The 23,930-nt window shown below is 43.5% G+C and carries 21 protein-coding genes; 2 read left to right on the top strand and 19 right to left on the bottom strand.

Annotated elements, in window-relative coordinates; genetic code table 11:
* Position 1: 1 nt before the first annotated feature.
* The 12 genes from M3661_RS12980 to M3661_RS12925 all read right to left on the bottom strand — a co-directional run bounded on the left by M3661_RS12980 (position 2) and on the right by M3661_RS12925 (position 12,377).
* Entirely contained in the window at positions 2–859 is an 858-nt protein-coding gene (locus M3661_RS12980) for an STM4011 family radical SAM protein (RefSeq protein ID WP_251485582.1), read from the bottom strand.
* Positions 856–2,232 (bottom strand): STM4012 family radical SAM protein, encoded by a 1,377-nt coding sequence (locus M3661_RS12975; RefSeq protein ID WP_251485681.1) that lies wholly within the window; start codon positions 2,230–2,232, stop codon positions 856–858. Before M3661_RS12975 ends, M3661_RS12980 begins: the two co-directional genes overlap by 4 nt.
* A gap of 19 nt (positions 2,233–2,251) precedes the next feature.
* A complete protein-coding gene (locus M3661_RS12970; protein WP_065293054.1) occupies positions 2,252–3,037 on the bottom strand; it encodes an STM4013/SEN3800 family hydrolase in 786 nt (261 codons plus the stop codon).
* Between the two features lie 20 nt (positions 3,038–3,057).
* On the bottom strand, positions 3,058–4,275 hold the full coding sequence (locus tag M3661_RS12965; RefSeq protein ID WP_251485579.1) for an STM4014 family protein: 1,218 nt from the start codon (positions 4,273–4,275) through the stop codon (positions 3,058–3,060).
* A 2-nt stretch (positions 4,276–4,277) separates the two neighbouring features.
* Entirely contained in the window at positions 4,278–5,123 is an 846-nt protein-coding gene (locus M3661_RS12960) for an STM4015 family protein (RefSeq protein WP_065293056.1), read from the bottom strand.
* Between the two features lie 356 nt (positions 5,124–5,479).
* A complete protein-coding gene (locus tag M3661_RS12955) occupies positions 5,480–5,965 on the bottom strand; it encodes an NTF2 fold immunity protein (protein WP_065293057.1) in 486 nt (161 codons plus the stop codon).
* A gap of 6 nt (positions 5,966–5,971) precedes the next feature.
* Positions 5,972–6,808 (bottom strand): TIGR02452 family protein, encoded by an 837-nt coding sequence (locus M3661_RS12950; protein WP_065293058.1) that lies wholly within the window; start codon positions 6,806–6,808, stop codon positions 5,972–5,974.
* A gap of 41 nt (positions 6,809–6,849) precedes the next feature.
* A complete protein-coding gene (locus M3661_RS12945) occupies positions 6,850–7,401 on the bottom strand; it encodes a riboflavin biosynthesis intermediates N-glycosidase (protein WP_065293071.1) in 552 nt (183 codons plus the stop codon).
* Positions 7,401–8,294, bottom strand: a complete 894-nt coding sequence (locus tag M3661_RS12940) for an NrtR DNA-binding winged helix domain-containing protein (RefSeq protein WP_251485576.1) — start codon at positions 8,292–8,294, stop codon at positions 7,401–7,403. Before M3661_RS12940 ends, M3661_RS12945 begins: the two co-directional genes overlap by 1 nt.
* A gap of 333 nt (positions 8,295–8,627) precedes the next feature.
* Positions 8,628–10,559 (bottom strand): fructose-bisphosphatase class III, encoded by a 1,932-nt coding sequence (locus M3661_RS12935; RefSeq protein ID WP_065293060.1) that lies wholly within the window; start codon positions 10,557–10,559, stop codon positions 8,628–8,630.
* Between the two features lie 208 nt (positions 10,560–10,767).
* Positions 10,768–11,427 carry an MFS transporter gene (locus M3661_RS12930; RefSeq protein WP_251485573.1) on the bottom strand — a complete coding sequence of 220 codons (660 nt, stop codon included), beginning with the start codon at positions 11,425–11,427 and terminating at the stop codon, positions 10,768–10,770.
* A gap of 458 nt (positions 11,428–11,885) precedes the next feature.
* The gene (locus tag M3661_RS12925; protein ID WP_251485571.1) at positions 11,886–12,377 is read right to left on the bottom strand and encodes a winged helix-turn-helix transcriptional regulator; all 492 of its coding nucleotides are present in this window, start codon (positions 12,375–12,377) and stop codon (positions 11,886–11,888) included.
* A gap of 125 nt (positions 12,378–12,502) precedes the next feature.
* Between M3661_RS12925 and M3661_RS12920 the strand changes: the two genes are divergently transcribed.
* A complete protein-coding gene (locus M3661_RS12920; protein ID WP_065293063.1) occupies positions 12,503–13,183 on the top strand; it encodes a DUF899 domain-containing protein in 681 nt (226 codons plus the stop codon).
* Between the two features lie 222 nt (positions 13,184–13,405).
* Here the strand turns inward: M3661_RS12920 and M3661_RS12915 are convergent, their stop codons facing one another.
* The gene (locus tag M3661_RS12915) at positions 13,406–13,864 is read right to left on the bottom strand and encodes a cupin domain-containing protein (protein ID WP_065293064.1); all 459 of its coding nucleotides are present in this window, start codon (positions 13,862–13,864) and stop codon (positions 13,406–13,408) included.
* A 633-nt stretch (positions 13,865–14,497) separates the two neighbouring features.
* Between M3661_RS12915 and M3661_RS12910 the strand changes: the two genes are divergently transcribed.
* The gene (locus M3661_RS12910; RefSeq protein ID WP_251485569.1) at positions 14,498–16,369 is read left to right on the top strand and encodes a S8 family serine peptidase; all 1,872 of its coding nucleotides are present in this window, start codon (positions 14,498–14,500) and stop codon (positions 16,367–16,369) included.
* Positions 16,370–16,495: 126 nt separating this feature from the next.
* Here the strand turns inward: M3661_RS12910 and M3661_RS12905 are convergent, their stop codons facing one another.
* The 6 genes from M3661_RS12905 to M3661_RS31030 all read right to left on the bottom strand — a co-directional run bounded on the left by M3661_RS12905 (position 16,496) and on the right by M3661_RS31030 (position 23,879).
* Positions 16,496–17,026, bottom strand: a complete 531-nt coding sequence (locus M3661_RS12905) for a GNAT family N-acetyltransferase (RefSeq protein ID WP_065293066.1) — start codon at positions 17,024–17,026, stop codon at positions 16,496–16,498.
* Between the two features lie 218 nt (positions 17,027–17,244).
* Entirely contained in the window at positions 17,245–18,228 is a 984-nt protein-coding gene (locus tag M3661_RS12900; RefSeq protein WP_251485567.1) for an alpha/beta fold hydrolase, read from the bottom strand.
* A gap of 292 nt (positions 18,229–18,520) precedes the next feature.
* Positions 18,521–20,887: an NPCBM/NEW2 domain-containing protein gene (locus tag M3661_RS12895; RefSeq protein WP_251485565.1), complete on the bottom strand. Its 2,367-nt coding sequence runs from the start codon at positions 20,885–20,887 to the stop codon at positions 18,521–18,523.
* Positions 20,888–21,232: 345 nt separating this feature from the next.
* Positions 21,233–22,249, bottom strand: a complete 1,017-nt coding sequence (locus M3661_RS12890; RefSeq protein WP_251485563.1) for an aminoglycoside phosphotransferase family protein — start codon at positions 22,247–22,249, stop codon at positions 21,233–21,235.
* A complete protein-coding gene (rsgA, locus tag M3661_RS12885) occupies positions 22,246–23,313 on the bottom strand; it encodes a ribosome small subunit-dependent GTPase A (protein ID WP_251485560.1) in 1,068 nt (355 codons plus the stop codon). The genes M3661_RS12890 and rsgA overlap by 4 nt, the downstream gene beginning before the upstream one ends.
* A gap of 392 nt (positions 23,314–23,705) precedes the next feature.
* Positions 23,706–23,879, bottom strand: a complete 174-nt coding sequence (locus tag M3661_RS31030; RefSeq protein WP_483310773.1) for a CysS/YqeB C-terminal domain-containing protein — start codon at positions 23,877–23,879, stop codon at positions 23,706–23,708.
* Positions 23,880–23,930 lie beyond the last annotated feature (51 nt).

Raw genomic sequence — 23,930 nt, 5'->3', positions numbered from 1 at the left:
TTTATGCTAATATTGCGATTCGTTCGAGTGCACGTTCTCCGTAAATAGAATCGAACGACTGCTCCTCCATATGGATATAGCCTATATAACAATCACATTGCCTCATACGACACGAGCGTTCTTTAGAGATTCCATCAAGCCCATCTTTATACAAATTTCCGATTACTTGACGATCCTTATAGCAACGCTTTACGCGCCCGTCTCCTTGGACATAAAACACACTTTTTCCGGCACGGCACGGCTTGTCCATACTGTCGTAATCCCTGGCATTAAGGATAAAATAGGGATCCATATCGGTCAAAAATGCTGTATCCTCGGCAGAATAGTATGCCGGTTTATCTTTGTAGGCGTTCACCCACATATAAATATCAACAGGCAGTGCCTTCCTTAAGGAAGAAATGGAGTTGAACGCACTCTTCACACCGACACAGCCTACACTGAACGGTATTTTTTGTTCATAAAGCTTGCCGCATTGCTGTAAAAATCGTTCTTCCTTCGTCTGCCCAGGATGGTACGTTACCCAGAATGCAGCCGAAACCGGATTCAACTCGCGCGTCCAATCGAGCTTAGCGGATAAGTTGGTTTGTATAGCGACCTTATGAACGTGCTGCATGTGGGACAGCTTAACCATCGCTTCCCTGTACCAACTATGCGTAAGCCCTTCACCATATGGGTTGAAAAAAACGGACAACTGATGCCCGCTTCCTTCTTGCTTCCTTACCCAATCGACAAAGGTCTGCACTTGCAGCCGATCCTTCGCCAATGTCTCTGGACTATCCGTGTTCTTGCTAAAAGGACAGTAAGGACAGTCATAATTGCATGAGCTCAAGCTCCCGCGAAAATAAATCGTCGCTTTCATAACAGTACACAGCTTTCCATACGTGCCCGAATATCCGGGGAAATGAACCAATCTCCTATGGAATCGGAGTACATAAGCCCTTCATCCGTCAGCCGAAGCACCTCATGCTCGATAACAGCAAGATCCGTATGCACAAGCAGATTCAACTCGGGATAATCGACGAGAGATGACGTTCCGAACCGCTCCACGTAGCTGCTCAATGCCAAGCCTTCCGTATGAAGCAGCGCTTTTAGTATAAAGCGTCGCTGCTGGTCATCCTTGCTTAATACAATGCCATAATCTGCATGGGTGTAGTCGGCTGAAGCCACGTAGTCGGCAATGATGCTTGATGTAGCTGAACGACCTACACTGTATCGCGAGGAGTAATGGGCCGTTCTTGTGTAAGAGCGTGCGCCACAGCCAAGTCCAATCATGCCCTCCTCCTGACAACCATACGGAAGCAATGATTTTTTCGAAATCGCATCTGCTTTGGCAAATCTGCGCATCGAGTACTGGGTATATCCATGTGCAAGCAAGCGATCCCGCGCTGCACGATAGAAGCTTACCCTCTGATCCTCGCCACTCTGCCTTATCTGCTCTGGCTTTACAATCGTGTGCTCGCGAGTATATAGCGGATAAATAAATAACTCCTCTGGGTCATAAGACAACGCCTTATCCAGCGAATAAATCCATGAATCATGGGTTTGACCGGGAAGGCCATAAATCAAATCCAGATTTAGGATCGGAAATTGGTATAACTTGAGCTGCTTCAGAGCTCTTTCGACTTCCTGCGGCTTTTGGGGACGATAGATCGCGTCCGCTTCAAATTCTACGAAGCTTTGAATGCCCATACTGACCCGATCCACCTGCCTGCTTTTTAAAATATTCAAGCGTTCGGTGGTTATCGTTTCGGGAGATGTCTCTACCGAGATGGAAGCTTGGGCTGGATTCATGCCCATCACATTTTGAGCAATATGAAACAACCGATCCAGCTGGTCAGGCTCGAGTAAAGTCGGCGTACCGCCTCCAATAGCAAATCTAGCAATCGGCTTATTCGGAATAAGTGGAGCCCATTGTGCAGCTTGTCTCTCCAATGCATCCACATAATTGGTATGTACGTCGGCTCTCTTGTCAGGCAACGTGAATAAATTGCAAAATCCGCAGCGTGCTCCACAAAACGGGATATGCATATATAAAAAGAGTGAATCTGCCTTTTCTCGGCTCCACAGTTCGGAAAGCGGCAGCTTCCTCTCCAATTCTCGATAGGAGGTTTTGTGTGGATAAGCATATAAATAAGACCGGTAAGGCTCTGATGTGAGGTTTTCCTTCCAACTGCGCAGAGCCTCTGAATTCTGGATGATATCCGTGTAATTAGGGTAGACCGTATGGCTCATCATGTTTCCTCCTCTCACCTTACAAAATAAATTCGCGATAAGGCACGTTCCACACGACCTCATGCGCTAGCCTATGGCCGTTGTAGCCATCTTCACCGAAGGCGGTTCCATGATCAGAGAACGCCATGCAAAATACAGGTCGTTCCCGTTCTCTGAATGCCTGAAATAATCGACCAAGCTCACCGTCAACATATCGAAGTGCTGCGCGCTGTGTCTCTAATGAGTCTTTCTTTGCTCCTGGTACAAAATAATGATTGGGCCCATGAATCGCTGATACGTTCATAAATAGAAACAGGCGTTCCGTCTGATTCGAATTATGCAGGAGCTTGATGGCATGGTTCACCTGATGCTCTGTCGAGCGTTGATTTGTAACCCCAAAGGTCATCCGCCAATAGCTTTCTTGGAAGTAGCTTGGAAGAACTTTGGCTAGCGGAACCTTTTTGGTAAAGAAGATAACTCCGCCTATACAAATCGTACGGTAGCCCACAGCTTGCAATCCAGATACGATATCCGTTGTATCAAATTGCCATGTATACGGATGTGTCTTTAATCCCGTATTTTTCGAATGAAACAATCGTACATGCTCTGCCTTATTTGTCGTAGCCGGAGTTGGCAGAAATCCGCCAAAGAAAGCATGATGAGCAGCATAAGTGAAGCTGCCTGGTGTATGTCGCTTTTCCCAATGCCCGGTCCCGCACAAATTCGGACAGTTTGCTTCCTCCAACACAGCGGCGTCATATCGCAGTGTATCCAGCGTAATCATCAGAATATCGTGACTGCCTACAATTTCATTCATGTTAAACATCGTGGTGATCCTCTTCCATTTTAGATAGTCGTAGAGAGTGTAGCCATTCTCATTTCCCATTCATAGGGATCATGTCCTTCATAATGACTATGGTACAGTAAATCTCCGAACGGATTAACATCCAATACATAAGGTCTATAGGAACCGCTGCTCAATAACACATCTATGCCTGCGACAGTAGAACGTGGAAATACCGATAGCGTTTGTTCAGCGCATTGTCGTACGGCAGCTTGAAGATTGTCAGACAAGCCGATTTCATCCAAGCTCATTCGATCACTATCAAGATGCAGATTCGTTATAGGTGTTCTGCTTACCCTTGCAATACTATGACACGCTTTACCTTCTACGACAAGTTGCCGGATATCAAAGGTGCGATCCCGATAAGACGCTTTCGGAATCCATTGCTCTACATGAGCGCCTTGTTCCAATAACCAGTTGATGATTTGGCGAATGACTTGGCGTTCTTTATAGTTCACCAGCTTTTTTACGTTATAAAATATAGGAGGTCTACGTAGATAGTTCTCCACACCTATCGTAGTCACGGCCGATTCTGCACCTGTAATGGGGTTTACCTGATATGCGATCACACCACATGCGCCGGAACCCGTTGCTAGCTTAATAAATAAACGATATATGCGCTCTTTTGCCATAACATCCCGAAGTATATTGTAATCCGGTATGTCTTCCGGTGCAGCTAATCTTCTAGGTACCGGTAATCCAGCCGATGATAAGATCTGGTGAGTATACCTTTTATCGAACATTGCGGCTATATCCTCGGGAGCATTCATCCAACGTGGCGTATTCCACAGCTGTGCTGCCTCCCTGTCCAGTTGAGATAACAGCTTGCAATACCCACGAAACCACTGGGAAGGATGATACAGCTCTCCCTTATTTTCCTCCAACCCTTTGGCCATCCTTACCGAGATAGGCTGAACAACGCACTTGTTATATCTAAGCCATCGCTCGTCTATATGGGTGTTGGCCGAATCAGGGGCGCCAAGTGCAATAAGCTCACGTTCCACTTCAAAATGTTCCCCGGGCGCGTCAAGCCGCAGCAATGGAGGTTCATCCAACGTTTGCCCCAAGCTCTGTGCAACCGAACTCAAGGATGCATTTCCCTGCAACACATCTAAATAATTCAAAACAAGAGCTGGGGGCAACCCCAGCCGAGTTCTTGCTGCTTGTAGTCCGGTTGTTCTTCTATTGCCGGAATTGCCAATGATAATCATCGATTTCATCGTTATTCCGTCAATGAAGGATAGCGATAATCCTCGTCTTCATCAGAATCCTGTTGATCACTGATATCTACATTGAGGCCTGACTGCTTCCAACGATTCATCATTGCATCTGACATGTAATGATAGCTTAAATCAAGCGACTTCAGTTTCAATATCTTTTCACTATTGATAAGAGCTTCCGCTCCCTTATCTGTCAACGTCCCCATAGAAAGATCCAACGTATGTAGTTGATCAAGAATCGGTGCATCGGCTACTGCAATAGCGATTTCGTCTTGAATTTCACTGTCTTTGAGCCCAAGATAGGAAAGCTGAGGGAACTTTCCAGGTTCAATCAACTGGAGCACATCCGCGAGACTTCCGTCAAATCCATACTCCTCTACCCCTAAATAAAGCTCCAGCTTCTTCAAATTTTTGAAACTGCCTTCACTTATGCTAGTAATGACGTCTGTTCCAAGCCCGCCGCAAATAATAGTAAGCTCCTCTAGTTTGTCGTGGTGAGCCGGAATAAGACTAAGACCTGTGCTCCCTTTAATGGTGAGTGATCGAAGCTCAGGATAAGCAGATAGAATCGGCCCTAGGTTAGATTGATTAATCCAAGAAACCTCGCATTCTTCAGAGGACATATCGCCAATAAATAAGCTCCGCAGCTGCGGAAAGCGGTCTTTTAACCGAACAAGAGCTTCGACAACTACACTGGAATCATCCTCATAGGCGCCGCCCCAGTCACCGATTATGAGACTTTCAAGCTGCAAGCTCTCATCCTTGCCTGCAAGCTCCTCTATTAAATCTACGATTTTGACACCATCCTCGTATTGATCATAATCGACAGATAGTTTACATTCGGACATAACATTACCTCCTGAAAATGAATACTAACTTGTTCATTATAATAGCCACACTTGTAAGTATCAAATGTTTCCAATCCATAAATATCCCCTAAAGTAATTGCCTTGCGGAAGGGATCCGACAAGCCGTATCTCTTTCTGTGAAAGCCAAAATTGCATATAACTAATTCCTTATGTTCTTGTCAAATGAAAATGACATGAAGTTGATGACATAAAGCAAAAAAACCGCATTTTGCGCGGTTAATCTAAGCCTTTCAAATTCAAATCATGTTCAGACACTAAGATAGGACTCTATAGAGTTTTTCATATGATTTACGAGTGCTATTACCTCGCTGAAATCTGCTCATTTTATTTGTAATTTATCTTGTTGCATACATCATGAGCATCCTCCCATTTTCTTTTGCAAGAGCAATATAAATGACACCGCCAAAAGATCCCGGAGGAAGAGTTCCCTCGATAATCCAAGCTTCTGCAATAGGGTTATAGCTGATAGCAAAGGGTGTTTCCTCCAAAAAACGGGGATAATGCTCTGCTAAATAGGGGAAGATTGCCGTTGCAACTGCATGTACATCTGTAAGCTCACCAAAAGCAGTTTCATCTCCAAACCGATTATCCTGGAGAAGAGTGTCGCGATCGGCGAAATAGAGCTCAAACCTGCCATATAAATTCTCATCATCCAAATCACGTTCTACAAATCCATATTCAATAACTTTTTCCTTTTGATAAACATTGCTTTTACTCTTTTTCTTATAGTCAGCCCGTACGGTGATTTGATTAACTCGAAGCCGGTCGCGTTCTTGCTCCTGCTCAGCTATTATTTGCTCCAAAGCATCCATAAAGCTCATTTTGATTCACCCTCTGTTCCCATTGAACTCCTTTTCAAAAGCATGAATGCACTTGCCCTCTTTGGAAGTGTCCAAGACTGCAAAACGAATTTCCGAAAATAGGTATCCTAAGCCTTCATCCTTCAGCAGCTCCCGCCACCATCCTGCTACCTTCACCGGGTCATTCCGGAAAACACCGCAGCCGTAGGCACCCAAAATGAGGTTCTTATCGCCTTTTTGGGCGAATATGGCTAAGGCCAGTCGCATCCGGTCTTTCATCATACATTCCGCTTTCCGGGGATCCTCTCCCTTAAGCAGAACCTGCCCATAATTCACGGCGGGCAGAGTCAATACTGAAGCTGTCACCGGCCGCTCTATAAGATCGAACCGCTGGTTACGGAAAAACACTACGTCCGGGGAATAGATGGCGTGATTCGTATACATCATCGATTTACAGGCCCGATTAGCCTTATAATAACGTTCATTGCGCAGCTGTGTTTCATATAATCCGCTGGAGGCCGCCAGGCTTTCTTCCTGAGCCATCGCCCCGTTTAAAAATCCACCTCCGGGATTTTTTGCGCTAGCAAAGTTTAACACGCCGACGCGCCCTTTCCCTAGCTCCGCAAAATCCAAGATCGACTTTACTGTGGTCTTGTTGGCGACAGAATAAACGGGTTCTTGCGGCAACTTAGGCAGCTCGTCATTTCCCCGTACCAGTGTCTCTCCCTGTTCCGGTGTAATCAGCTCGCTATTTGCCTCGGATTGCTTTTGTGCAGTGGCGAATTCTACCCGCCGCCCCTTATATTCATAGAAGCCTTGCCGCTGTATTCGTAATGTTTCCTCAGCAATTTCTTTTCGTTTCATTTCATTCCCTCTTCTTTCATCAATAACAAATCCGGTAGATGTTAATCTCGTAGTAATTCGTCTCTCACTTCGGTCAGCACAAATCCGAGTAGGTTCCTACCACGCCATATTAGTGGATTCTCCACATCCGGATTGGACTGTCCCATGCCGATTCCCCAAATGCGATCCCGTGGGCTGGCTTCAACGAGAATACGGTTTTTCGTTGACTTGAGATATTCGCCAAGCTTCGGATTCTGCGAAAATTTGGCCAAATTGCCTCTTTTAACGATGCCATAGCATTCGTTGTCCCAAATATCCTTGTCGAAGTTTCTAACTGCACGCCCGTAGGCTTTCATCTCCTTAGGATGCTTAGCTTTAAGAATCGCGTCCAACATTTCGCCATCTTCAAAAAGTCTTGCTTTCTCGGACATCATAAACTGCTCGACACAGGAATACTCGTGTCCCTCTACCACGAAAGGGCTCATCCACCATTGGCTAAAACAGCTTTTGTCAACCCCGCCGTCTTTTGGCGGTGTATGGCCCCAGAAGAAGACAAACTTGAACGTTTTACCTGCAATATATGCTTTTCTTAACTGCTCGATATTGTATATCATCATCGATATTCCTCCAAATTTCTTCGAAACAAGCGGGAAGGACGGTGTCCCGCATTTTCAGTATAATGATCGGTCTCCGCTACAAGATGCGCCACTTTACGCCGGAAGGCGGCTTTCAATAATTCTTTGTCCAAGATCACCTCGTAAACCTGCTGCAGCTCCGTCAAAGTAAAGAGGTGCGGCATCAAGTGCAGCGCAATGCCGGTATAATTCACTTTTCCCCGCAGTCGCTCAATAGCGCAGGCGATAATCTTCGCATGATCAAAAGCCAATCCGTGATTTGATACGATGGAGTAAGAGGTCGACGACGAGGCCGGCTTTGACGTCATCGTCCATTCCACAACTGCCGTAAGCTCTTCCTCTTCGCTGCTTAGCTTGAGCTCGTATTCCATTGTTTTCACAAACCCATCCTCAATAAACTCTTTACGCTCACGTAGGAGCCGATAGGTTGCCTTGAACCAGGCTGCGCCGACAGCGTCATCCCCTGCTTTCAGCTGTACCTGATCGCTGTTAATTAAGGCCATGTAGCTGCAGCTCATCACCCATGTGCGGGGATCCCTACCAACATCGCTGAAGGTGTACAACTGCTCCAAATATACGTCATCCACACCCGTTTCCTCGCGCAGCTCCCTCACCGCCGCCTGCTCCGTCATCTCATTCGGCCGGACGAATCCGCCTGGAAGCGCCCAACTGCCCAAGAATGGATGACCACCGCGGCGAATGAGCAATATACGCAGCTCTTTTTCCGGAAGTTTGCGGTAGCTGTCCACCTCCGTTTTCGTTACTGTGAAAATAACCACGTCCGCCGCCACCGAAGGCCGTTCGTAATCCCCGGCACGGTACTGCTCGAAAAATTCACTTTCCGTAAGTCCATCGCGATCCAACAAATTCAAGCGTCTTTACCTCCATTGTTATTTATTCTAGCCGTGCAGCTCTTCGAAATGAGTTCCTCAACATCAATTTATAGTTAGTAACATTTTAATAATATCACTTTGTTAATATCAAATATAGCAAAATAGAAAGAGAGATGCAAGAAGAAACGTGATGAGGAAAGGCATTTGTTACGACAATGCCTCAATCACAAAGAAAGCTAAAGAAGCTGCCGCCAGTAGAGTACCGACGACAGCTTGCTTCTTAGGTATTTTTTCTATGTTCTCTAAATGGGGTCCTGACCAACCCCCGGGCGGCTCTTTTACCTTTAACAGTTGCTTCATTTAGCAGCTGTTTCATTTCATGTAGCGATATTCCAGGAGATTCTTCAAATTCGAGATTTTCTGCAGCAGCTTCTCCCCGACATTGGTTTCCCTCACCAGTTTCCGTTCCAGTTCTTTGTCCACCAGTCTTTTTACAGACAATACGTCCGTTCCGTTACATAACACATCTTCTTTTGAATTAAATTTCTTATGCGCGACGAGCTGCATGCCAAAGGAATTATACAACAAGGTATATCCGGCGATACCCGTTGTGGATTGATAGGCTTTGGAAAAACCGCCGTCAATGACGACCATTTTCCCATTTGCTTTAACAGGGTTCTCTCCACTAATTTCTTTAACCGGAGTATGCCCGTTAATGATATGTCCATGATCCGGATTCAAATCAAACTCTTGCAGGATTTTCCGGCAGATCTCCTCATTTTCCCGCAAATGGTAGTAAGGGTTCTTCCTCTCCTTATGGGTATCTTTATCTTGGATAAAGTACCGCTCAAAGGTGGTCATTTCTCTCTTTCCAAAGAGCGAGGAACATTTCCCTGTCCAGATGTACCATACCATATCCGTAGCCAGATCATCCGTCTCTTCCGGATTCGCAAAGGCGTAACGCAAATAATATTCAAAAACATCGATCAGCTGACGACCCGAATAGGTCTTGTCTTCAATCTGCATTTCTTCCATGTTTCCTTCTTCATTCAAAGGAATGCAGCCGTGGATCAACAAATTCCCGTTGTATTTTAAATAAAGGCTGCCCTTCTTCATAAGGAAATTCATATGTCTGGCCAGCTTTTCGGAATGCTGAACGGAGAACAGCAGCTTCTCCATCACCTGTTGTTCTTCCTCCAGCAATTGTTCAGGCTGCTGCGGATTTACGGTAGCGAAACAGGTGTTTTCCAGCGGGTACGTTTTTCCGCCGATCTTGATTTCATTTTTGTCGTAATCGATCTGCTCAAGCAAAAGCCTTTCAGACATATGAAAGTAAGGACGTCTCTTGATAATCGGGATTTCAAGCTTAAACTGGATCATGGCAATGGCTTGATGGATTTTAGTAATCTGTAGGATTTCCTGCTCCGATACGTTATGGCCTTGCTGCAGCTTCGGTCTGAAGGCTAGGTTGTCATCATAGTATTTCTCCGCCAAGTTCAGCAATGGGCGAAGATTGATTCCGTATACGTCTTCGATGATGTCCAAATTGTCGTATCTGGCGCAGATCCGGATAATATTCGCAAGGCAGACCAGAGAACCCGCATAGGCGCCTATCCACAGGACATCATGGTTCCCCCATTGAATGTCTACAGAATGGTGGTTGATAAGCGTATCCATAATTTTATCGGGGTCCGGCCCGCGGTCATAGATATCTCCGACCACATGAAGATGGTCAACCACTAGGCGCTGGGTCGTATAAGCAAGGCCGATAATCAGCTTATCCGCCTGACCCAAGGAGATAATCTGCCGGTATATTTCCTCATAATAAGGATCCTTATTGTTGGTAGAATCCGTCTTGTATAGAAGCTCTTCTATAATATATACGAACTGCTCCGGCAGAGCTTTACGCAATTTCGAGCGCGTATATTTGGAGGAGGCATAAGAAATGAGCTTAAGCATTTGTTCAATCGTTTGTCTATACCACCGGTTCAAGGCTTGTTGATTGCACAGGTCTCCTTTAACAAGCTGTATTTTTTCTTCCGGATAATAAACTAACGCCGCAAAATCATTGATTTCTTTATCCGTCCAAACCTCTTGGAACAATTCTTTGATTTTCTCTTTTACGGTACCAGAACCGTTTCTGAGTACATGCTGAAAAGCCTGGAACTCCCCATGCAAGTCACTGACAAAATGTTCAGTTCCCTTGGGGAGATTGGAGATCGCTTTAAGATTGATGATTTCTGTTACGACTTTTTCTTCCGTATCATATTTCTGGGCCAATAAATCTAGAAACTGCGCATCCAATACAGTTGTCCTCCTTCAGGGAAACGGTGATGTCTAGCTGGGCGTACTTAGAAGCCCCACGGCGATGAGTTGTCCCCTCGAAATAGCTCATCCAAAGGCCGAGCCATTCCATAAGGGCATTTGTACCAACATACCACTATGTTTTCCCTAAATCAAAGACAAATATGAAGACTTCCCTGATAATAGGGCTTTTATGAACTTGAAGGTGCTAGAAGGAATCAGGCCCGAGATCGCGACGAGCCCCATCAACGAGAAGATCAATGACATCTTTCCAAGTGTGAAGGGATTGCGACGGGACATGTTGGGTGATATATATCGCTAAATACAGATCCAATTGCATGATTGTTATAATAGAGAAAACGCCTGCCAAAATATATAGAACAAATATTTTATCCTGAAAGATGACTCCATAGCCTTTCCATTGTTCTTTTATCGAAGTTGAAACTGCATGTAATGAAACCTTTTGGCTGGTACCCGGCATACTTTCACGAATTCTCAGAAAGATTGCAACCGTATAGAACAGCATGACGATTGTACAAGTCCATAGCAGTTCACTTCGGTATTGAAAGAAAAAAAATGCCCCCAATGCGGGTCCTAATACAGCACCAATATTATGAGCTGTCGTAAATGTGGCGAACACCTGCCGTCGAGCCTTATCGGAAATAAGATCCGCTAAACTCCCTCCAACCATGCTGCCAAGTATGCTAATGAGGGGCGGGATCGACATTAACATCCCTGCTGTCTGTTTACCTAACGCTTCGCTAAAGTAGACCGTAATAAAAGGGAAGTACATCCAAAACAATAAATTGAACAGTCCCTCGCCGATTAGGCGAATTTTCAAATTCACATCCCAAACATGTAATTTCAAATGTTCTCCCTCTTCTCTAACGCAAACATCCGTATAGGTCTACGAATATTCACCGTTTTCCCCGGCCAGGTAAACCAATGATAAAGTACTTGGGAAATTAAATATAGACTTATAATTTTTAATAAGTTATACTCATAATATGGAAATCGATGGAACCCATTTTTAATTTAATTGCTCCAAAAACGAACATTTGTTCGGAATAAACTCATAAAAAAGACGCTCTTTATGTGAGAGCGTCTTTGTTCGTATGTTCACGATCTCTTATGTAACGCCACGAACAGCCGAAGCTCCTCGTCACTCTAATCTTAATCTCTAACAGGGCCGCATAAGGATCGCCGCCAATGTTCAGCCATTTAGCACTGGATGGCGCTGTCTTCAAGCCATGATTGTTGGTGGAAACGGCTATCGAGTCGTCGCATCTCGCCTATGCAACTAATCACTTAGCGTTGCAGATTGTCCTATTTTTCCTCTTCCATTTCACAATCGTTTTCCTTTAAGTGATACTTACTAACAACACTATTAGGGCCAGAGAAAATGGAACCGCCGTTGCGAACGGTATCGCGAATAAGTCTGATCATCGATTCTCGATCGGCTTTCACCGCGGAAATCCATTCCTGTGGCGCATCAGTCACAGGGTCGTACTGGGCGCCCCAATCGGCTAAATCAAGCAAAATTGGTATTAAATCCAGGCCTTTGTCCGAAAGAATATAAACCTCTTTGCGTTTATCAGTAGCGTGGGGTTTTTTTATGAGAATGCCTTTCAACTCCAAATGAGCAAGGCGGCTAGCCAGTATATTTGACGAGATTCTCTCTTCAGACTCAATAAACTCCCCGTATGTGTTCTTTCCGAAATACAAGATGTCTCGGATAATCAGCAACGACCAGTGATCGCCAAAAGCCTCTAAAGAAAAATTAATCGGGCAGTGTGATTTCGTATCCAAACGTTTCATATGACCAACTTATCATACTTGCATAACGAAAGCAATATCACTTGCATCATGAAAGTAATAATCGTATACTGAGGTCATTACAGCATGTTTAAAATTTCCAACTCATGTAGGGAGGAATGGATTATATGAGCATTTCTTCAATGCCTCGGATCGTTTCAGAAGAAGAGTGGCAGATTGCCCGTCAAAAACTGCTCGTCAGAGAAAAGGAGCTCACCCGCGCGTTAGATGCACTTGCTGCGGAACGTAGAAGACTGCCGATGGTGAGAATTGAAAAAGATTACGTGTTCGAAGGATCGAACGGCACTGCAAGCCTGCTTGATCTTTTCGAAGGACGGCGCCAACTCATCATTTATCATTTCATGATGTCTCCAGGCTCCGATCATCGCTGCCGCGGCTGCTCATCCTTTGTTGACAACATTGGCCACCTATCTCATCTGCACGCCCGTGATACTTCCTTCATACTCGTTTCGCCAGCACCCTTTACTCAGATCGAATCATTTCGAAAGCACATGGGCTGGACTATCCCTTGGTATTCCTCAAACGGCGACAATTTCAATTTCGATTGCGGTGCAGGCAAGGGATTTGGTTTGAGCATCTTCCTCCGTAATGACGATAGTGTGTTTCGAACCTACTATACGACTGCACGCGGTGTGGACAGGATAAGAGCCGATTTCAATCTCCTCGATCTTACGCCTTATGGTCGTCAAGAGGAATGGGAGGATTCTCCTAAAGGGTGGCCGCAAACACCTCCATACACGTGGTGGCGATTACATAACGAGTACGAAGTGAACCAAGATGGAAAATAACCCTTTCATATGTCCCGTTAAATGAGGAGAACTGTTTAGGAAAAATGCTCGTTTCCTGCAAGAACTAATGGATACGATATTCACGGTTTGGTACGACCCCTAACCCGTTCCAATTCAGAGATCAGAGAAAATGAGGCTGCCGTTACATGTCGGTAGCCTCGTTCCTGGTGATTGTTATCTCCGAAATAAACCGCTTTACCCTGGCAAAAAGAAATTAGAACGTTACGCTTGTTCTGCCCAGTTAGCCGGATATGTTACATAGATAAATCGTGCATATTCTGGCACAGAAAATTGAATCTTACTTCCATTTGGAATCAGGATCACTTCTCCTGGACCAGCTGACACCTTTGTACCATCAATGATAACATCCAGATGTCCCTCTATCACATAATCAACTTCATCATAGTTAAGTGTCCAGTCAAAGGTGGTTTCTTTCATCTCCATGATACCGCAGCCAAGTCTTGGACTTTCCTGTAGCGAGAAAAGATCCTTACAATAGACGATATCATTCGGGTTGCCTGTATCGAGACGATCCTCTTCCGTTACTTTCATATTTGGCACTTTAACAGAAGTAATCCCTCCAGGACCTCTATGAACGTTCTGTTCAATCGCATCAGCCGCTATTTTTTCCATGATGATATTACGAACCATCTCTTCAATCATCTTTTTATCGATACTCATAGGTATCCTCCTCTAATTTCTAGGTGCAGTTTTTTTGGAACCATTTTACTTGGAATGAGCATAGCAACCATTACAGCCAGAGAATAAACACAAAGAGGCCTAAAGTTATACCGATTCCGTAGGAATGTTATAACCTTAAGCCTCTTTGCTTTAGTAAGACTACGCCTTTGTAGTCCTCTATTACATTTTAAACGTGATGAAACTGTTGTTCTACGCTGTAGATTCCAATTGTATGCTTTCTTTTAGTTTATCCTCTACATAGCTATTTACAATAGATAAACCTAAACATTTTTGTGAACATTCTTCAACATTGAATCCTTTGCCGTCATCTATTACTCCAATCGTGCTCAACATTTGATATAACTTTGTATCCAACCGAAATTTTGGTGTCCTAAAAGGAATTATTCGACATCATCTCCTACTGAACCTATGTGAAATAGAGTAAATAGAAGTTATAAAGTGATATCTGTATATTGCTGTCGTTGATTACGCTTACCTCGGGATTGAACCAGTTTTTACCTTATCTTATACTGACAATTGTTAGCCTAGTTATTTAGCTAGCAACAAAAGAATTCAAGAGAATGGAAAGGAGAGATTACGATTATACACACCTATTCCCGATTTAGGAAAACGTTGTCCGTCGCTCTAGCCTCAGCCTTGCTTTTTTCATTAGGTACTTGGTCAAATGGAGCTTACGCTTCAGAGAGTGGACAGTCCTTTCCAACGAGCAAATCATTCTCCAACACTGCAACTTCAGTATTCGAAGAAAAAATTGTTGTCAAACTTAAAGAACAATCCTTCCTTCCAAGTGAGGAAGGAAAACTTCAATTGCAACAAGAAGTATCCCCCCTCTCAGCTATACCAGAATTATCGTTTGACCCGCTAATCTCAGAGGAATTCTTACCGTCAGCTAACAAAAGCTTAGCTGCTAATCCTTTTGCATCCGTGTTTGATCGCTATTATTATTCCAAAATCCCCGCTGGTGCTGACGTCGAACAGTTATTGCAAACGTTGCGAAGCTTCCCGCTAGTTGAGGAAGCATACGTAAGTAAAAAACCAGAATTGGCCAATGCGCCTCTTCCGAACACAACACCAGTCCTTCCAAGTGATGATCCGCGCTTCTCCTTGCAAAGTTATGCGCAAGCAGATCCTCTAGGTACTAACGCTCCCTATGCTTGGCAATTTGAAGGTGGCGATGGCAAAGGCACCAAGTGGGCCGATATCGAGTGGAATTGGGCACTAAATCATGAAGATTTAGCCGCTCACAACATTCAGCTTTTGCCCGGCGGCACTAATGATGGAGATGCTAGTCACGGTACGGCTGTACTCGGGGTTGTATCCGCGGTTGACAATGCTATTGGCAATATCGGGCTAGCTAACAAAGCTACGCCGATTGTATCCTCTTTAGTTCGTACAGGTGGTACAGCAGAAGCAATTTTAGCGGCCACACAAGTATTATCTCCGGGTGACGTTATTCTGCTCGAAATACAGATCGGTTATAACGGCGGCCCTTGGTTACCTATCGAAACACAGTCGGCAGAGTTTGATGCAATCCAATATGCAACAAGCCTAGGGATTGTCGTTGTAGAAGCGGGAGCCAATGGTGGTGTTGATCTCGATCAGTACAAGCATTGGGATAATAAATACATCTTCAATCGGGATCTCCCAGATTTCAAAGATTCTGGAGCAATACTAGTTGGAGCGGGATCATCAACTGCACCTCACTACAAACTCGGCTTCAGCAGCCATGGCAATCGAATCGACGCTTACGGTATTGGTGAGAACGTTGCAACTTTAAGTTCAACAAGCACTGCTTCGACAACTGGTTATACCGACTACTTCAATGGAACATCTTCCGCTTCACCTGTCATTGTAGGTTCGATTCTACAACTGCAAGGGATCGCGAAAGCCAAATTCGGCGTGCCGTATTCGCCAGATGAAGTTCGTAGAATACTGAGATGGTTACCGTTTAATACCCCGACTTCCGATTTAGCAAATGACAGAATCGGTACCCTACCTAATTTGCAACAAATTATAACGAATTTACCTACGCCAGGTGCTGTACCTACCGATACAGAAGCACCACTAGCACCAACCAATCTAATTGTTAATACTACCTCTGGCACAGCTAGCTTGAATTGGACAGCTTCTACGGACAATGTTGGATTGATCGGCTATGACATTTACGTAAATAACGATCCTTTTGCTAAAGCAAGATCAACTAGCAACTCTGCTACGATCAGTGGATTAACTAGTGGTTCATATACGTTTACTGTCAAGGCTCGGGATGGCTTTAGTAATTTGTCTGCGGCAAGTAACTCGGTGACCGTTCAAGTACAAGTTGACCCCTGCCCTGCTCCATGGAACGCTTCCTCCACTTATGTTCAAGGTGACATTGTTTCTTATAATGGAGTGAAGTATCAAGCCAAATGGTGGACGCAAAATGAATATCCAGATCTGAAAAATGATCCGAACGATGTTTGGACTGTGCTCGATCCATGCTAAAAGAATAAAAACTTGATTAAATAAAAGAGAGGTAGGGGCATATCCATTCCCTATCTCTCTTTTATTATCTTCGATACCCCCCCACTTCAGATACTACTTTCAATCCAAAATAGGCAGAGAATCAAATCAATCAGATATTAATTTTGAATAAATATTGAGATCGTTAAACTTTCCATCTACTCTTTCATATTGTCTGAGTGTTCCTTCAAACGTAAAGTTGAGCTTTTGTAATAGCTTCATAGAATTCACGTTTCTGGGGTCAACCCTTGCTTCGATTCGATTCAGCTTTAAAGATGAAAATCCATGTTCGATCAAAGAAGAGATAGCTTCTGTAGCGTATCCTCTTTCCCAAAATGATTTAGCAATGTCATATCCAATTTCTGCGCTGCTATTTTCAAAATCTAAGGCATTATAACCACAAGAACCTATAATCTCATTGGACTCTTTTTTAATGATGGAGAAACGAATAGCCTTACGATCTTGAGAAAGATCATCAAAGAGATTAATCATTTCCTGTGCTTGATTTTCATTAGTAAAAGAAGAAATATTCATAAATTTAGTAACGTCTGGATCTGACCAAATTTTAAACAAACTAGACGAGTCCGCTATCTTCATTTTTCTCAAATGTAAACGTTCTGTGTGTAACTCTGTAATCAATACTTTTACCTCCATTATATTTAATAGTTAGGTTGAAAATATTGACATCTGCGCATAGTTCAGTCCCTTCATTTTTGAAGATAGTTTCATTATATAAGAGGCTATATGCTTTATCTACGCTTATCCCCAAAAAAAGGACAGGGTGTAGGCAGGCAGATCTTCTTCCTTGTTCAAATATTTTCTTTCTCACGACATCATCAACTAAAAAATGTTAATAATTATTTTATTCCGCCCGTAAACCCCCTAATTTTTTCAGAGATTTCTTTTGGATGGGAACGATATAAATAATGGTTCGCTTCCAATAACACCATTTCTCCATGTATAGAATCCTTTATTTGCTTCTCATGTTCGGGGATCCATCGATCCGTCACAGGATGATTCGCTTGGACAAAGAAAAGAACAGGTAAATCGGGAGGGAAAGATTGCTGTTCTGCTGCTTTAAAGTTGGAATACATGCTCTCTGCCTCATTTAATTGAGTTGTATTATACATGTTTTTCCGTATCAAAATGTTCAATTGTTCTTTCGTTTGTTCATCATAAGGCAGTCCATCATAAGGGTCAGCACCCAGTTTCAATTGTATACGGGCGAAGCCCAAGTCGCGGAACCATTTAATCGGTTCTGTCACAGACGAATCAATCTTCTGTTCACTCAGCGAGGGAACACTGCTATCCAGCCCGATAAACGCTCTCACTTCGTTAGGATATTGGTTCACATAATCCAGACTGTAGATCCCCGAAATTGAATGGCCCATGAGAATATAACGATTTATATGGAGACTTTGTAATGCTTCATGAATTTCACTTACGATATTGGCTGTACTGCGCTCCTTCTCGGACTGTTCGCTCAATCCATAACCAAAAGGTTCAATCACGACGACTTTATAATATGGAGATAACTCTACTATGAGTGGTTTAAAATCAAGTGCAGGTGCCGCTGTTCCAAAACCGGATAGAATCACAACGGTTTCTTCGCCTTGACCTTGAATGAAAACATTCATCTGTTTCCCATCTACAGACACATGCTGACCATAAGGTTGCATTCTTTTTTGCTCCGAATGACTGCTTATTTTATTAACGGTATACACGATGGCAACAAAAAGCAGGATCGCTATAACTACTGCGACGATTACTTTAAGCAAAATACGTAGTACACTCTTTGTTCTTGTACTATTCCTTACTTCCGTTCCTGCTGGTTGTGCCAAACTCTTCAGCTCCTCTTGTTATCTGTACAATGTCCCTGCGATCCACCACTGCAAGTCTAGCCAACCAAGATGTCCTCACAATGAATGCAATATGAACGGAGCATGAACAACGTTTTTTGGCAATCGGGACAAGAACTTGTCACGATTAAACAATAAAAACACTATATTAGTTGTCCAGAGAAAATAAAGTGCTAAACTGACGGTATTAAGGCCGATTAAAAGCAAAATAGCCCACACCTCGATAACAAGGTGAGGGCTATTAGACACTTACTAGTAAAGCAACACAACAATACTATTTGATAAGACGAGCATTTACCCAATCGGCATGGTCACTATTTATACCATCTCCACCATCTGTGACAATGAGTTTTAGCTCATTCTTTCCAGATAGATTAACGTTTACCTCTTTTGCCGCTGTATTTTTATTCATTACGCCACTAGTGAATACAACTTGATTGTCTACAACAACTTTGAACTCCACAGTACCTACAGTACCTACCTCACTATCTACTCCAACTAGCGCGGCAAAGGATGTGTACTGCCCATTCAGTTTGTAGACAATTTCACTGTTAGCATGTGTGCCCAAACCTTTTGTATAGGTCTTGTCATTTAACTTGAGTGTATTTCCATCAACACTACGATCTTTTTGGACTGTTCCCCAACCTGCTGTGGCAGAAAACCAATTCATATCGCTGAGATACGTTGTAACAGGTTGTGGTGCTTCAAAGAGTTTAATCTCACTTGCAGATGCAAAACCATTTGTGCCACCACCTTGAGGTACTTCAAGTCGAACATATTTGGCAAGAGTAGGTGTGAAAGTGGCTGTCTTTTCTGTTTTGTCCTTTGCCCAAGTGCCTGTGGCAACCTCATTGAAGGATACTCCATCAAGACTAGTTAGGATTCTATATTTTGTAATAATTCCATTTTCTTCACTTTGTCGTGGTAGATAGGTTAGCTTGGTGAATGTTGTAGGATTTAAATACTTTGCTGTAATATGGTAAGGAAACTGATTTGGGTTATTCCATGCACTGTGCCAAATAGTTTTTGTATCTCCATCAAATGCATATGCTGCGGCATTACCCTGTGAAGTCTCTTCGCTATTTGCTGTTGCGGCAATGATACCTCCAATACCTTTTACCTTATCCATTCCATCTGTCGGTTTAATGATGTTATAATCTGACCCAAACCAAATTGGTGCGGTTAGAAGAGGTAAACCCAATGCATTAATCTTGTTTTTTGTTTCATTTGTTGCAGGTAAACCCCATTTATCAAAGAAAGGCGTCAAGTCATATTGAGCTACTTTTGAAGTGTTGAGAATAAATGCCTGTTTTTTCTGATCATCTGTAGTTGGCAGATCTGCTTGCGCTAACTCACGATATAATCGATGTAACGCTGGATAGAAGTTATCCCCAAATGCAAGATTAAGCTGCCACAGCATTTCTAATTTTGAATTAGAGTCTGCAAAATTCTTGGTTGGCTGATCTACAAACGTGAAAGCAGCTAAGTACTCGCCTTGGGATCTTGCAGGCTCAGTAGGTTTAAGAGCCTTCTTAGCGGCTATAGAATATATATTTACATTCACCTCAGTCATCCCATCCCAATTCCAAGGTGCTTGTTGTCTCAGATGACCTGCCTCATGATACTGACCCCACCCCGTTCTTGTAAGGTCTAAAGCATCGGCACTTGCTCCAGTATCTTTAGGCATAATTGCCCCATCCCAATTTGCATATGCATACGCTCCTGGTATGGTATTTTCTGATTCAATAAAGCCAATCAAATGCCTATCTAACCGATGCCTAGGATCAGGATCAGAACTAGATAGTCCAGATATTTGATCCTGTGCTGTAATAAACTTATCATAAGTCTGTAAAAGAGTAGTTGGGTCTTGATTCAAGATATGATCTCTAGCAGTAGCATAATAGAAGACAAAGAGAGCTCTTTCAGATTGAAGAACAACAGAAGGTGCATTAGGATATGCATTCATCATTGCCTGCCAATCCGCATTTGTATTCTTGCCTAATACAAAGAATGGAACAGGACTCCCCCCGCTCACTACATTTACATTAATACTACCTTCATTGTTGCTGTTATCAAAAGACAACAAACCGCCATTTGGTGAGGTAATTGTGTTTATGCCTGGTTGTAATGGATAAAAAAGCGCCCATTCTTTATCATGACGATGGATCCCAATAACCGCTGTAATTGGTTTGTCACCTGAAACTTCAATCTTAATTTGTTCATTGGGTTTTGCATATAAACCTGTTGGCTGATATATTTTTCGAGCATTTATGAATCTACGTTCTCGGTCGCCTTCCGCCCATATATCTCCAAGCGCTTTTACTTCAAAATTTCGCTGAACAACAAGATTATTTAGCTCTGTAATGGCTTCCTCTGATGGTTTGATGGCTGGCTCCGTTGGCGTGATGACTGGCTCCGTTGGCGTGATGACTGGCTCCGATGGTGTAATGACTGGCTCTGATGGTGTGATGACTGGCTCTGTTGGTGTGGTGACTGGCTCTGTTGGTGTGGTGACTGGCTCTGTTAGTGTGATGACTGGCTCTGAAGTTTGGGCTAGTGCCCAAGATGGCGAGCCAGCTACAACAACCGCTGTTACCACCGTAAGAGATAAAACCTGAAGTGACTTCTTGAGTTTTCTCATCAAATCCTCCTAGAACAAATGAAATTTATGCATAGCTAGCATTTAAATGCTGGCATATCCATCTTGGTAAGTAATAAATGGATTTCAGACTAAAATGATACTTTTTCATTCCACTTTTTTACATTTGTTAAATAACACCGTTTATCTCTATTGCTTCAATTCCACCTTTATTCTGCTTTTAATAAAAAAAACAAACTCACAACATAAGCTGTAAGTTTCTATTGACAAATCGATTGATTCATCTCATCATGAATGTCGGCAATGTTCTTGCCTGAACAAAAAAATCCTAATGCTACGAAGCAGGCGTATGCCATTTCCATAGCAGAAGGATTTATTAGACAGGATCTACAAATTTCTCATCTCATAGATTTTTTGCAAGGTATTAAGGTGCAATGATTTATTTTCGGGCGACTCAGCGAATTTATACCACTCCACAAGCCTATATCCGAACATAACAAGGATTAGTTCATAAATACAATGATCGGAATTGTGGGACACATCCGCATATTCCGAAAAACCCCTGTAATACGCCCGAACGCATCTTTGGTAGTATTCAACCATATGACAGACATCCGCTTCGTCCGCTATTAAACTCGCAATATCCTCACCCATATACCCCCAACCGGCGGTATCCCAATCAATAAGTACGATTTTACTGTCCGAATAGAATATGTTTGCCACCCAAAAATCTCTGTGACAAAGTACTACTGGCAGCTTTTCAATGCGACTGAATATTTCGTCCGCATTGTTATCTAAGTCTATAAGCATTTTACATAGGTGCTTCGGAATTTCGCAGTCTTCGGAGCGTATGTAATCATACAAAACATTCCATGACCGATATCGCAGATAGTAGTTTTTTGTAAACTCAACCTTGCTTAAATTGGTCAAACTCTGCAATATGTTTGGTCTTTCAGCGTACAGCTTGCCTTGAAACCGCCCCAATTCCTTGGCTGCACGTTCATACATTTCGGAGGTCAGATTTAAGCCTGACACACCATCAATATATTCCATCCACAATTGAATCTCATCGCCATTTATTTCGGCGTGATAACACTCCGGCCACCGGAGCGAGTCGAAGAAAACCTGTTTGAAATCCGATACATAGAGGTCGTATTCCCTACGCCATGAATCCGGATCACCATAACGCTCAAATTTTTTCTGTGTTTTCCAAACCATCTTATACGGCAGATTTTCACCATCAGAAGTTTCAGCCATACCTGTTACAAGCCGAACAGTTCCTATTGTCCCGCCTTGCAACTCTGTGAGTTGATAATCTGCGCGGATTATCGTCTTGTCGAGCATTTTACTCAAAACAAGCGCCAGTGTTTCGGGCTTAATACACCTTTCATCATGGTTGTTCATTTCTTGTTTCCTCCCTTTTTACCCTTATGCTGCATGGCAATCGACTTTTGCCGTGCCCGTTTATCGATGAGGTACCCCGATTTATCATTCACAAACTTGTTTTCACGCTTCTGTACAAGGTAACGCTCCCAATGCTCTGGCGCCAATGATCCATCGGCAAGAGCGGCAAGAACTGCGCAGCCCGGCTCCGACTGATGGCGGCAGTCACTGAAGCGACACTGTGTGATTAAATCCTCCACATCGTGAAATCCCGCGCTGATCCCGTCGTCCGCACCGAACAACCCAAGTTCACGCATTCCCGGTGTATCAATAACCATCGCGCCTGAAGGGAGCATGAAAAGCTGGCGATGCGTTGTTGTGTGCCGACCCCGGCTGTCGGCCTCGCGGATACCCTTGACAGTCATTACATCCTGATTCATCAATGCGTTTAGCAGCGAGGATTTTCCAACGCCGGACATGCCGAGGAACACCACGGTTTTTCCAGGTTGCAGATATTCACTCAACCCGTCTAAACCACTCCCGGTATGACTGGAAACTGCGTGCACCGGCACACCAGGGGCGGTTTTCTGAACCTCAGCTAACGATGCGCTGAAATCCGGGGCCAAGTCAGCTTTTGTTAAGATTACGACAGGCTGGCCGCCGCTCTGCCGTGTCTGTGTCAGATAGCGCATGATACGGCTGACCTTGAAATCCCAGTTTAGGGACGACACGATAAATACGTAATCAAAATTCGTTGCTACGACTTGCTCAAGTATGGTTTTGGCATACCCTGCTGCGTGACCCGAATAGTCAGCGCGGGAAAATTTCGAGCGGCGAGAGAGCAACTTGGCAATGCGCGAAACGCCGTCGTCATTGTATTGTATAAATACAAAATCGCCAACGCACGGAAAATCCTCCCGACTCCCCACAGTGTGGTAGAACGCGCCTTTCAATACAGCTGTCACTTCTCCATGTTCGGTGATGACGGTATATTGATCTCGCTGAAGTTCCGTAACCCTTCCGGGTATCAAATCTATCGGCGGCGTCTCGGAATCGATATAGCCATATTGTTTCAAATCAATCATTGAACCGATCCACTCCTAAAAAATTCAAGTTGTTTTTGGGCATAAAAATACCGCGAACAAGCAGCCTCCTAAGAAGCTGCTGTTTCGCGGCGACAAGCCAAAAGTCGGCTTATAATCAAAAAGGGATACGACCTACATCGTATCCCGCTAACAGCAGTATTCACGAAAGGTTACTGTTTACGGCATAGCAAAGAAACACGGGTAATATTCCCGATTGTCTCATTCCAAGCTATAATCAAAGATTGGAATTTACTACGCCCGATATTCGGCTAAGTTAAAATCACCAATACCATATAAGCAGCCATTTAAAACATCTCCTTTCGAGGGAAAAAGTGGAATTGCAATTTCACTTCTATAGTTTTACATAAACCTTTGTGGAAATCAATAGGAAATTAGTATTTGATCTTTCGTACATATTGATCCTCGCCCTGATTTTTCACAACGATTCCTAGTTCACGTAAGTCCATTTTTAAATTTGTGGCCTTTTTCTTATCCCCTTCCCTAATTGCATTTCGACGTTCATATAAGATAGCATTCGCATTTTCTCCACATGCATGATCATGCAGGGTCCAAAGATTGAATTCATCTTTATACGGATCCTGTTCACTCCATGGGTA

The sequence above is a fragment of the Paenibacillus sp. MER 180 genome, assembly GCF_023713665.1.
Lineage (GTDB): Bacteria > Bacillota > Bacilli > Paenibacillales > Paenibacillaceae > Paenibacillus_B > Paenibacillus_B suaedae.
Note: the sequence above shows the minus strand (reverse complement) of the source record. Positions and strands in the feature narration are given on the sequence as shown.